This is a genomic window from Pseudomonas sp. SBB6 (assembly GCF_024213215.1).
Taxonomy (GTDB): domain Bacteria; phylum Pseudomonadota; class Gammaproteobacteria; order Pseudomonadales; family Pseudomonadaceae; genus Aquipseudomonas; species Aquipseudomonas donghuensis.
The window spans coordinates 1-11,737 of record NZ_JANAVH010000008.1 but is presented as its reverse complement, the minus strand read 5'-3'; the positions used below and the strand labels follow the sequence as shown (position 1 = coordinate 11,737).

The window sequence follows — 11,737 nt, the reverse complement described above, 5'->3', positions numbered from 1 at the left end:
ATCACTCAGAGGCCGACGTCCGGCAGCTGCGGACGGTTGGCCAGGGCCTTGGCCATGATCTGTTCGACGTAGACGCGATCCGCTTCCGGCAGGGCCAGGCGTGGCGGACGGGTCAGCGCGCTGCCGCGACCGGCGATGGCTTCGCACAACTTGATGCACTGCACCAGGTCGGCGCGGGCGTCCAGGTGCAGGATCGGCATCAGCCATTCGTAGATCGGCATGGCCTCGGCGAAGCGCCCGGCCTTGGCCAGGCGGAAGATCGTCTCGCCCTCTTTGGGGAACACGTTGGACATGCCCGAGACCCAGCCCTGGGCGCCGACCGCGATGCTTTCCAGGACCACGTCGTCCAGGCCCGCGAACAGCACGAAGCGATCGCCCACTTCATTGCGCACGTCGATAAAGCGGCGGGTGTCGCCGGAGGAGTCCTTGAAGCACACCACGTTGTCGCAGTCGGCCAGGGAAATCAGGATGTCCGGGGTGACGTCGTTTTTGTAGATCGGCGGGTTGTTGTAGACCATCAGCGGCACGTCGGTGTGCTTGGCCACGTAACGGTAGTGCTCGGCGGTCTCGAACGGCTTGGAGCCATAGACCAGCGCCGGCATCAGCATCACGCCGTCGACGCCAACCTGGCGCACCGCGTTGGCCACCTTGGCGGCCTGCACGCTGGTGAACTCGGCTACGCCGCAGATCACCGGAACCCGGCCGCGGGAGGCATCGACGGCGACCTCGGTGACGGCGATCTTCTCTTCGGCGCTCAGCGAGGTGTTCTCACCCACCGAACCGCAGACCACCAGGCCCGAGACGCCGTCGCGGATCACGTTGGAAATCACCTCGTGGGTCTTTTCCAGGTTGATCGAGAAGTCGTCGTTGAATTGAGTGGTGACCGCAGGGAAGACGCCGCTCCAGTTTACGTACTTGCTCATGGTGTTCTCCGGTTGTTTATTGTATTTCGTATACGATATTTCAAGTGATTGGTGTGGACCAGCATTTTTTCACGGCTGTGGCTGATCGGTTTTCAAGGGTGGTTAGAAATCAAGGGGTTAGGCTTCAAGCGCCGGGCCAGGTGTCCGACAACCGGTAGCCTTGCGGCCAGGGATCGCTTGGATCGAGCAGCAATTGATGGGTGCCGGTGATCCAGGCACGGCCGGAAATGCACGGGTAGATGGCCGGGCGCCCGGCGATTTCGGTCAGTGATTCGATGCGGCAGTCGAACTGCGAGCCGATGATCGAGCGGCCGATGAAACGCTCGCCGACCTTCATCAGACCTTTGGCCTGCAGCACCGCCATACGCGCCGAGCAGCCGGTGCCGCAGGGCGAGCGGTCGATCTTGCCGGGGCGGATGACCACGGCGTTGGCGCCGCTGGCGACGCCGTCCTGGTACTCGACGGGCGCGGCGATCTGGCAGAAGGAAATGTGCGCCCAGTCCGGGTTCAGCGGGTGGCTGAAACCCAGTTGTTCGTTGGCGGCGCGGGTGATCTTGAGGCCGATCTCGACAATGTCCTTGGCTTCGTCGGGGCGGATCGCAAAGCCCAGCTGCCGGGCATCGGCAATGACGAAGCTGTCGCCACCGTAGGCAGTGTCGACCTGCAGGGAGCCGTGGCCTTCGACCTCGATCCAGGCGTCGAGGCGGTCGGCGAAGGACGGTACGTTTTTTACCTCCACCCGCTGCACCTTGCCGTCGCGGCATTGGGCGACGGCCTCGATCAGGCCGCCGGGGGCTTCGAGCACCAGGCGCGTCTCGGGCTCGGTCATCGGCAGGATGCCGCTGTCGAGCAGCACGGTGGACACGCACAGCGAGTTGGAGCCGGACATCGGCGGGGTGTCGGCCGGCTCCATGATGATCCAGGCCATTTGCGCGCGCGGGTCCTTGGGCGGGACCAGCAGGTTGACGTGGCGGAACACGCCGCCGCGCGGCTCGTTGAGGACGAAGTTGCGCAGGGTCTGGTCTGCGGCGACCCAGCGTGATTGCTCCCAGACGGTGGCGCCAGGGGGCGGGGCGACGCCGCCAACGATGACGTCGCCGACTTCGCCTTCGGCGTGGCAGTTGACGATGTGGATGATCTTGGATGAACGCATTCACAGGACTCCTTGTGTTGTTAGGGCAGGCCTCATCGCGGGGCAAGCCCGCTCCTACAAAGATCCCTGTAGGAGCGGGCTTGCCCCGCGATGCTTCTATTTCACCGACTTCAAGAACGCCGCCGTCTCCGGCTGCAACGGGTTGCCGATGACTTGGTCCGGCGAGCCGATTTCGTGCACCAGGCCGTTACGGAAGAACGCCACCCGGTCCGACACATCTCGGGCAAAACGTATCTCGTGGGTCACCAGGACCATGGTCATGCCGTCCTCGGCCAGCATGCGCATGGTGTCGAGCACCTCACCCACCAGTTGCGGGTCGAGCGCCGAGGTGGCCTCGTCGAACAGCATGTAGTCCGGCGACATCGCCAGCGCCCGGGCAATCGCCATGCGCTGCTGCTGGCCGCCGGACAGTTTGCCGGGGAAGGTCTTGAGCTTGTCGCCCAGGCCCACGTGGGTCAGTTGTTTCACTGCCAGCGCCTCGGCGTCTTCCTTGTTCTTGCCGAGCACCTTGCGCGGCGCGAGCATGACGTTTTCAAGCACCGTCAGGTGCGGGAAGGCGTTCCACTGCTGGAACACGATGCCGATCTTCTGGCGCAGGCGGTTGAGGTCCGTGGCCCGGTGGTGGACCTCGACGCCGTCGACGCGGATGTTGCCTTTCTGGATCGGCTCCAGGCCGTTGATGCACATCAGCAAGGTCGACTTGCCTGAACCCGAGCCGCCGATGATCGACACCACTTCGCCCTTGTCCACGGTCAGGCTCACGCCCTTGACCACTTCGAGGTCGCCGAAGGATTTGTGTACGTTCTCGATCTCAATCATTTTCCTGCCACCTTCTTTCCAGACGGGCGCCCAGGCGGGCAACCACCAGGCTCATGACGTAGTAGATGAGGCCTGCGATGCACAGCACCAGCAGGGGTTCCTGAATCCGCGTAACGATGGTCTGCGAGGCGCGCAGCAGTTCGACGATGCCGATCCACATCACCAGCGCCGTGTCTTTCATCACCCCCAGGACCAGGTTCAGCCAGCCGGGAAACGCCACCCGGGTGGCCATCGGCAGGACGATCCAGCGCAGGTCCTGCAGGTAACTCATGCCCAGCGAACGGCTGGCCCGGCGCACGCTCAGCGACACCGCCAGGACACCGCCACGGACGATCTCGGTAAAGTACGCGGCGGTGTAGACACCCAGCACGATGCAGCCGACGCTGAAGGCGCTGATGTCGAGCCCGACGATGCTCTTGAACGAGTTGAACAACACGAACTGGATCAGCAGCGGCACGCTGCGAAACACATCCAGTACCCACGCCAGTGGCAGGCTGAGCCGTGGCCACAGGGCCCGGGCCAGGCCGAACAGCAGCCCGGCAAAGGTGCCCAGGAGGATGGCCCAGAAGGTCAACTGCAAGGTGATGCGCGCCCCGTCGAGCAGGAACACCAAGTCGTTCCAGGTAAAACCGGTGGAAAACATGCCGAGCTCCTCAGTAACGGAACAGCCGCCAGGCCATCAGCCGGGCCAGCGCGACGATCGCCTTGGCAATCACGTAGTACAGCGCCGCCGCCAGGGCGAAGTATTCGAAGGTGCGGAAGGTCTTGACGTTGTAGTCCTGGGTCACGCCGGTCAGGTCGTTGTTCAGGCCCACGATCACCCCCAGCGACGTCATCAGCACCGCCCAGACCATCTGGTTGGTCAAGGGGTAGAACACCACCCGCAGCAGTTGCGGGATGACGATCATCCGGTAGGTCTGGAAGGCACTCATGCCCAGCGAGCGCGCCGCGCGCACCTGCGTGGTTGGCACGGCCTTGAGGCCGCCGCGAAAGTTTTCTGCCAGGTACCCCGCGTTGTTGAAGGTGATGCCCGCCAGCAGGGCGATCCAGGAACTGACGTGCAGGCCCAGGGAACCGAGGCCGAAGTACAGGATGTAGATCTGGAACAGCGAGGGCGTGTTGCGCGCGATCGACACCCAGCCATTGGCAAAGCCGCGCAGCAGCGGCTGCTTGCCTTCGCGCATCACGGTCAGGGCCAGGGCGATCAGGACCCCGAAGATCATCGACAGCGCGGCGGTCTCGAAGGTGACCCAGGCGCCGGCCAGCATGTCTGGCAATGCGCGCAGTGCCGAGCGCCACTGGAAGGTGTAGTCAAACATGCGCGGGGCCCTCCTTGCAGGCAGCCGGTTGCAGCCAGGCCGGCAAGCGGCCGCTGGCCTGGCCGCTGCAGGCCGACTCGACGCACTCGGCGAGGCTGGCGAAATGCACTGGGCGGCCGGCCAGGCCCGGCCCGTAGTGGGCATATTTGCCGGAGTTGGTCATCAGCGTGCGCGCCGCTGGCGGGATCACCGGTTCACCGAGCATGCACCAGCAGGTGTCGGTCACCAGCGTTACACCGAAACGTTCAAGCCCGGCGATCAGCCCGGCGGCGCGGGCCTGTTCGAGCACCGCGCGGCCGCAGGTGATGGCCACGACCACCTCCGGGTGCTTGTGCCGGCCCCGGCACAGCTGCGCGAGCGCGGCGAATTCGCTGAAGGAAAAATGCGGGTTGCCCAGCGACACCACATCCACCCGCGGCTCGCGGGCGCTGTTGAGCGCGCGCCAGCTGTGCAGCAGGTCCTTCAGTTCAATACGCTCGGTGGCCAGGCTGGCGTCAGGTTCGAGCACTTGCGCCGGGTCCAGCGCTTCGGGGGTGACCCCGGCGATATGAAACAGCGGCGCCGCCGAGGTGGTGGCAAAGGCGGCGCCAAACGCCTTGAGGTCGTCCAGGCTTGGCTGCGCCTGTTCCAGCCCGTACACCAGGGGTATCCGCGAGCCGGCCAGGGCACCGATGTGGTAGCCGAGCAGCGGATAGAAGCTGTCGTCCAGCGCTGCCAGCGCCGGCACCTGCACAATCAGCCGGGCCTTGCGCTGGCTGTCCAGGTGGCAGCCGATGCGCGGCGCGCGGCCGGTCAGGGCAATGCAGATATCGAGGTAGTCGGGGTACTTGAGGGTGCGCGCGCCGAGGACGCTGTTGGCGTAGACCACGGCGTTGGATTCGGCCCAGACGATCTGTTCACCCTGGCTCGGCGCGCTGTCGAGCAGGTACGGCGCGCAGGTGAAGCTCATCTGCGCACCCATGGCCATGTAGGCATCGCCCAGGGCACTGGCAGGCTCGCCGAGTGCCGGGTCAATGCCCAGTTCGCGCCAGCGGCGCTGGTCGACTGAAATGGAATTGAGCGTGGTCGGCACCCGCACCTTCGCCCCCCACTGCACCAGCTGTTCGGCAAAGCGCAGGCTGGCGGGGCCGGTGTAGATGCAGCCGTCGATATGGGCCTGGGTCACGTCCAGCAACTGCTCGGCGCCTTGCAGCTCGGCCATGCGCAGGACGATCTGCATCGCCATCTGCGCGGCTTTGCCATGGCTGCCATCGAGTAGCGCCTGGTCCTGCGGGCTCAGGTTCAGGGCGCTGTTGAATGGCCGGTCAGCCGGGGTAAACGACGGGGCCTGCCAGTGGGTGGCGGGCGCCTGGGCAAACAGGCTCAGGCGCTCCCCTTCGACCCGCGCAAAGCCTTCACCGCGCAAACCGGCGAAGGCCTCCTTGCCGATGCACAGCACCGGCAGGGAGCGCCCGAACAGGGTCTGGGCGACCAGCACGCCGAGGGTCAGGATCTCGTCGGCTTCGGCCAGCACCAGTGCCGCCGGTGCGTGGCCGTTGCTGATCAGTTCCATCATCACGCTGCTGCCGGTGCACGAGCCGCGCCCGCTGGGAATCGCCAGCACGCGCCCGGCGATGCGCTGGCCGCTCAGTGGATGATGACGGTCGATGACTTCGCCGCTTGAGGCGTCAACCCCGCCCCAGAAGCTCAACCCGGTATCGGCGAACAGCAAGGGGCCCTGGGCCGCGCCCTCGACCAGGCTGCGCCCGGTCAGGGCAATGGGTGTGCTGGTCATGCTGCCCACCTCAGTAGTAGACCTGTGGCACGGTCAGGTCGGTCGGGGCGATCTCGGTGCCCACCCACTTGGTGAACAGCTCCTTGTAGCGCCCGGTGCGCACCTGCTGGTTGACGAACAGGTCCAGGTAACGCAGCAGGCCATACTCGTTGCGCTTGGCGCCCAGCGACACGTAATCGATCACGTAGGGGGCATTGCCGGCGACCTTGAGATTCTTGTACTTGCCGGACTTGAGGGTGGCCGCGGCGACGGTGTTGGTGACCACGGTGGCGTCGATGTGCCCCTGGGCGACGGCCAGCAGGGTGTCGTTCTGCGACTGGTAGGCGCGGAAGGTGCCGCTGCCCCAGCTTTTCACATCTTTTTCCAGGGCAATGGCTTCGTAGGTGCCGCTGGTGTTGCCCAGCGCTTTGCCCTTGAGGTCATCGAAGCTGTTGATGCCGGTGTTGTCGCGGGTCAGCACCACCATCTGGAAGGCGAAGTAGGGCACGGTCAGGCCGACGGTCTTGGCCCGCTCGAGGGTGTCGGAGGTGGACGCCACGATCACGTCGGCACGGCCGGAGACCAGCGCCGGGATACGGTCGGGGAAGGGCGTTTCGACCACTTCCGGTTCGACCCCCAGCACCTTGGCCAGGTCGCTGCAGTAGTCGACGTCGAAGCCGGCAGGTTTGTTGGCTTCGTCGCGAAAGCCCATCGGTGGGAAGTCCAGGGTCACGGCGCAGCGCAGCTTGCCGGAACCGATGATGTCGTCGAGCTTGTCGGCCTGGGCGTTGCTAATGCAGGCGGTACTGAGAACAGCGCTGAGGGCTACGGCAAATGTGCGGTTTTTCATAGGTGCCTCGGGGGTGGGTAAGTGCTGTTAGATATCGTATTGGTAATTTCGTATACGATATTTTCTAGTGCAATGGCCGTGCCTGTTCTGTTGTGGATGTAGGAATAATTCTTCGGCCCGTGAGCTAGGGCGCCTGAAGCAAACAAGGGCGGGTGCGGGCGGTTTTAGCGCAGACGGATGGGCGTAGCGCAGGTGTTACATATCGGAGCACTGCCTGTGCGCGGCGCCCGATAAAGGAACACTTAGCGCTGGCTGTCGCGGTACTGGCTGGGCGAAAGCCCGGTGAGGGCGCGAAACTGGCGGCTGAAGGCGCTGTGGTCGGTATAACCGCAGCGCAGGGCGATGTCGGTGATCGGTAGGTCGAGGTCTTGCAGCAGGCGCGAGGCTTCCTCCAGCCGTGCCTTGTGGATCATCTGCCGCGGCGTGAGCTGGAAGATGCGCTTGCAGTGGCGCTCCAGTTGCGCCACCGACAGCCCGGCGATCGCGGTCAGTTCGGCGAGGCTGATCGGGCGGCTGAAGTGGGCGCGGATATGCGCGTCGACGGCGGCAAGCTTGTGGAACGCCGGGTGGTTCGACTGGGGTAATTGCAGGTCGCGGGAAATACCGGCGAGCCCGACAATGTTGCCCTCGGCGTCCTTGAGCGGACGTTTGTGGGTCAGGCACCAGATCGGCTGATTGCCGTAGTAAAGGTGCAGTTCGAGCTGGTCGGCCAGTTCCCGGCCACTGCTGAGCACGCGGCGGTCCTGCTCGGTGTAGAGCGGCCCGAAGCGGGCGGGGAATACGTGCTCGGCGGTGAGCCCGAGCAGTTCTTCGCGGTGCTTGCGCCCGCAGCGCCGGGCCAGGGTCTGGTTGACGAAGGCGTAGCGCGCCTCGCGGTCCTTGATGAAGAACACCACGTCGTTGAGGGTGTCGAGCAGCGGTGCAATGGGTTGCAGGCTACTGAGCAGGGTCGGCAGGTCGCAGGGCGCGAAGTGGTTGAGCGTGGCGTGCATGGCGCTGACGTTCCGGGGGCGACCGTCGGGATCATAGTGCGCCCCCGGCGTTTATCTCAAGCGTCGCCGGTTTCCTCCAGGCACAGCAGGGTGTCGATGCGCGCCGGGCTGAACGGCGGGCGTGGCGCCGAGGGTTGCCAGCCGAACAGGTGCGCGGTGGCCGCGCCGCACACCCGGCCCTGGCAGGCGCCCATGCCGCAACGGCTGGCAAGCTTGGCCTGGCGCCAGTCGCGATGCCCGACGAGGGCGGCATAGGGGACGTCTTCGCAGCGGCACACCAGGGTGTCGGCAGTGGCCAGCGACTTGAGTGCAGGGTCCAGGGCGAAGGCGTTGTTCAGCGCGCTGGCAAAACCGTGCCAGCGGGCGCGGCGGCGCCATAGCTGCTGCGCCGCCTGGCGATTGCCGGTGGCTGCACAGCCGGCAATCGCGCCTTCAACCAGCGCGCGCTCGCTGCCGCCGAAACCGGTGCATTCGCCCGCTGCATAGATGCCGGGTTGCGAGGTCGCCTGCCAGGCGTCGACGGCAATGGCCTGCTGTTCCACGGCGCAGCCCAGAGCCTCGGCGAGTTGGATGTTGGGGATCAGGCCGAAGCCGCAGGCCAGTCGGTCGCACGCCATTTCCACCACCTTGCCTTTGTGCTTCAGGCGCACGCCTTCGAGACGGTCGGTGCCCAGTGCGGCCAGTACATGGCTGGCGGTGCGGTACTGGCGGTCGAACAGGCTGATCGATTGCAACAGCTTGCGCGGCCAGCGTGGCAAATGAGCGGCGAAGCCTGTGACGGCAGCGCCCGAGGCCTGTTCGGCGATGCGCAGCACCCGGGCGCCGTGGTGTTTGGCGGTGGCGGCGCTGGCCAGCAGCAAGGGGCCGCTGCCGGCGATGACGATGCGCTGGTTGTGCACCGGCATCCCGCCCTTGATCAGTGCCTGCAAGCCACCGGCACCGGTGACGCCGGGCAGGGTCCAGCCGGGGAAGGGCAGCAGCAGTTCACGGGCGCCGGTGCAGAGGATCAGCCGGTCGTAGCGGATCTGCCAGCCACGCTCGGCGTCTTCCACCAGCAGGGTATCCGGGCCGGGCTGGGCGATCACGCGTGTGCCGCTGTAGTACTGCACATTGACACAGGCGAGTACCTGGTCGCGCAGTTGTCGGGCCTGGGCAGGTACCTTGGCCTGCGGCCCGTCGCGCCAGATCTGCCCGCCCGGCAGCGGGTTGTCGTCGAGCAGCACGATGCGCGCGGCCCGCGGCGCGGCGGCCAGTGCCGCAGCCAGCCCGGCGGGGCCGGCGCCGATGATCAGCAGGTTGGTGTGTTCGTTCATGCGCGGGTCTCCACCTGCATGCCGTCACGGCACAGGGTCTGGCAGGCCAGGCGCTGGCGGCCGTCGATGCGCACCCGGCATTCCTGGCAAATGCCCATGCCGCACAGCGGTGCGCGGCGCTGGCCGCTTACCGAGGTGCGCGAGCAGCCATCGCCGCCCAGGGCCAGGGCGGCGACCACGCTGGTGCCGTCGGCCACGCGCAGAGGGCGGCCATCGAGGGTCAGGTCAGGCATGGGCGAGTGCTCCCAGGAAACGATCTGGCAGGTAGGGTCTGGCCGCCAGTGGCGGCGTTTCGCCGAACAGTTGCGCGCTCAGCAGGTCGGCGGTCGCCGGGGCAGTGGTGACCCCCAGCCCTTCGTGGCCGACCGCCAGCCACAGGCCGTCCTGGTGCGGATGGCGGCCCACCAGCGGCAGGCCGTCGGGGCTGGCGGCGCGAAAGCCGGTCCAGGCGCGGATGCCATTCAAGTGTGCCAGGTCTGGCATGTATTCAGTGGCGCGCTTGAGCATGCGCGCGAGCATCCAGCCTTCCACGGCCGGGTCGGTGGTGCCGAACTGGCGCGAAGCGCCGATGAATAGCTGGCCGGTCGGGCGCGGTTGGATATTGCACGCGGTGGACGGGCCGCTGGCAGTGTGGGCGCTGGTCACGTAGCCCAGCTCCACCAGGGTGTGGGTGACAGTGCCGGGGTAGCGGTCGGTGATCAGCAGATGGCCTTTTTTCGGTTCGATCGGCAGTTCCGGGCATAGGTCAACGGCCTGGATGCCGTTGGCCAGCACCACGGCCTCGGCGCTCAGCCACTGGCCGTTATCCAGGCGCACGCGGTTGCCTTGCAGCGCAGTGACCCGCGCCCGGCGCTGTTCGATACGTGGCGATTGCAGCATCCAGCGGGCGGTGGCCGGCGCGTAGAGGATGCCGTCGCCATTGATCAGCAGACCCCCTTCCAGCCCCTCGCGCAGCGCCGGTTCGCGCTGGCGCAGGGCGTGCCCGGCGACCAGCTCGCAGGTCACCCCCTGTGCTTGCAGGACGTTGAACTTGTGCTCGGCCACGGCCATTTCTTCGGCGTTGGCCGCCAGCCACAGGGTGCCGTTGCTGCGGTAGGCGCAGTCCTCGGGTAGCCGCGGGGCCAGTTCGCGCCAGCGTTGCAGCGAATATTGGCTCAGCGCCAGCTCTGCGGGGTTGTCGTCGAGCACCAGCAGGTGGCCCATGCCGGCTGCCGTGGCGCCGTGCAGGCCGGCATCGAGTACCAGCACCTGCAGCCCGCGCGCGGCCAGCGACTGCGCACAGGCCGCGCCGATGATACCGGCGCCGATCACGATCACATCGGCCACGGCAGCGCCGCTCACGGGCGAATGCCCCAGGCGAACGGGTCGTCTTGCTCAAGGATCAGCGTGGCTTCGGCGCTGATGTGCGCGCGGCCGCGAATGGTCGGGATGATGCGCTCGCCGTCGGCCTCGAACGAGCCCTCGAAGGTGCTGCCGATCACGCTGGCCTGGCGCCAGCTCTGACCTGGCTGCAGCTTGCCGTCGGCGGCAAGGCAGGCGAGCTTGGCGCTGGTGCCGGTGCCGCAGGGCGAGCGGTCGTAGGCCTTGCCGGGGCAGAGTACGAAGTTGCGGCTGTCGGCGCCGGGGTCGTCGGCGAACAGTTCGATATGGTCGATCAGGCCGCCGTCTTCGCCGCGAATGCCCTGATGCTCCAGCGCCTGTTGCACGGCGTAGGTGTAGGCCGTCAGCGCCTCGATGTTGTCGCCGGCGACCTGCTGGCCGTGGTCGGCGATCAGGAAGAACCAGTTGCCGCCCCAGGCCACATCGCCAACCACCCGGCCGAGGCCCGGCACGTCCAGCACCAGGTCCTTGCGGTAACGGTAGGCCGGCACGTTGCGCACGCTGACCGAGTGGTCCTCGTGCAGCGTCGCCTGCACGGTGCCGACCGGGGTTTCGATGCGGTGCACGCCCGGCCCGATCCGGCCAAGGTGCGCCAGCGACACCACCAGGCCGATGGTGCCGTGGCCGCACATGCCCAGGTAACCGCTGTTGTTGAAGAAGATCACCCCGGCGCAGGCGCTCGGGTCCACCGGTTCACACAGCAGCGCGCCGACCAGCACATCGCTGCCGCGCGGCTCCAGCATGCAGGCAGTGCGCCATTGATCGTATTCCTGGGCAAGGCGCTGGCGGCGCTGGGCCATGTTGGCGTTGCCAAGGTCGGGGAATCCGTCGGTGACCAGGCGGGTCGGTTCGCCGCCGGTATGGGAGTCGATCACGGTAATGCGTTTCATCGAAGGCCGCGTCCGTTCAGGGAAGTGAACGACAGAGTGGCCTGTCCCTCAGCGCTCAGGCTTGATGCCTTTATGTCGCGCTGATGACGAAATCGGCATAGTGGTTGTGCCCTGGCAACTATGGGCCGGCATGCGCAACCTCTGTGGGAGCCGGCGTTGCCGGCGATGAGGCCGGTAGATCAAACACATTTGGTGTTGTCTGGATTACGACCGCTTCGCGCTCGATCGCTGGCAAGGCCAGCTCCCACAGGTTGGTGCATGCAGATCCACTGGACTGCCCCCCTAAAGTTGGACAGTATTAACCAGCAGCCTGAGCCCTGTAGTCGACAGGGCTCAGGCCATTGA

Annotated in this window: 12 protein-coding genes; all 12 read right to left on the bottom strand. The window is 66.3% G+C overall.

The window, feature by feature from the left end; genetic code table 11:
* Window positions 1-5: 5 nt before the first annotated feature.
* The gene (locus NLX68_RS16540) at window positions 6-923 is read right to left on the bottom strand and encodes a dihydrodipicolinate synthase family protein (protein ID WP_010223887.1); all 918 of its coding nucleotides are present in this window, start codon (window positions 921-923) and stop codon (window positions 6-8) included.
* A gap of 124 nt (window positions 924-1,047) precedes the next feature.
* Window positions 1,048-2,076 (bottom strand): proline racemase family protein, encoded by a 1,029-nt coding sequence (locus NLX68_RS16535; protein ID WP_254284847.1) that lies wholly within the window; start codon window positions 2,074-2,076, stop codon window positions 1,048-1,050.
* A gap of 96 nt (window positions 2,077-2,172) precedes the next feature.
* Complete coding sequence (locus NLX68_RS16530) at window positions 2,173-2,895, bottom strand: amino acid ABC transporter ATP-binding protein (protein WP_010223885.1); 723 nt, start codon at window positions 2,893-2,895, stop codon at window positions 2,173-2,175.
* Window positions 2,888-3,538, bottom strand: a complete 651-nt coding sequence (locus NLX68_RS16525) for an amino acid ABC transporter permease (protein WP_010223884.1) — start codon at window positions 3,536-3,538, stop codon at window positions 2,888-2,890. The genes NLX68_RS16530 and NLX68_RS16525 overlap by 8 nt, the downstream gene beginning before the upstream one ends.
* A gap of 10 nt (window positions 3,539-3,548) precedes the next feature.
* Window positions 3,549-4,214 (bottom strand): amino acid ABC transporter permease, encoded by a 666-nt coding sequence (locus NLX68_RS16520; protein ID WP_010223883.1) that lies wholly within the window; start codon window positions 4,212-4,214, stop codon window positions 3,549-3,551.
* Complete coding sequence (locus NLX68_RS16515) at window positions 4,207-5,988, bottom strand: aconitase X (protein ID WP_254284846.1); 1,782 nt, start codon at window positions 5,986-5,988, stop codon at window positions 4,207-4,209. The genes NLX68_RS16520 and NLX68_RS16515 overlap by 8 nt, the downstream gene beginning before the upstream one ends.
* A gap of 10 nt (window positions 5,989-5,998) precedes the next feature.
* On the bottom strand, window positions 5,999-6,817 hold the full coding sequence (locus NLX68_RS16510) for a transporter substrate-binding domain-containing protein (protein ID WP_254284845.1): 819 nt from the start codon (window positions 6,815-6,817) through the stop codon (window positions 5,999-6,001).
* A gap of 242 nt (window positions 6,818-7,059) precedes the next feature.
* Window positions 7,060-7,809: an AraC family transcriptional regulator gene (locus NLX68_RS16505; protein WP_254284844.1), complete on the bottom strand. Its 750-nt coding sequence runs from the start codon at window positions 7,807-7,809 to the stop codon at window positions 7,060-7,062.
* A gap of 56 nt (window positions 7,810-7,865) precedes the next feature.
* Window positions 7,866-9,122 carry an FAD/NAD(P)-binding oxidoreductase gene (locus NLX68_RS16500; protein ID WP_254284843.1) on the bottom strand — a complete coding sequence of 419 codons (1,257 nt, stop codon included), beginning with the start codon at window positions 9,120-9,122 and terminating at the stop codon, window positions 7,866-7,868.
* Entirely contained in the window at window positions 9,119-9,355 is a 237-nt protein-coding gene (locus tag NLX68_RS16495) for a (2Fe-2S)-binding protein (protein ID WP_254284842.1), read from the bottom strand. Before NLX68_RS16495 ends, NLX68_RS16500 begins: the two co-directional genes overlap by 4 nt.
* Window positions 9,348-10,463, bottom strand: a complete 1,116-nt coding sequence (locus NLX68_RS16490) for an FAD-dependent oxidoreductase (protein WP_254284841.1) — start codon at window positions 10,461-10,463, stop codon at window positions 9,348-9,350. Before NLX68_RS16490 ends, NLX68_RS16495 begins: the two co-directional genes overlap by 8 nt.
* Complete coding sequence (locus NLX68_RS16485) at window positions 10,460-11,392, bottom strand: 4-hydroxyproline epimerase (protein ID WP_254284840.1); 933 nt, start codon at window positions 11,390-11,392, stop codon at window positions 10,460-10,462. Before NLX68_RS16485 ends, NLX68_RS16490 begins: the two co-directional genes overlap by 4 nt.
* Window positions 11,393-11,737 lie beyond the last annotated feature (345 nt).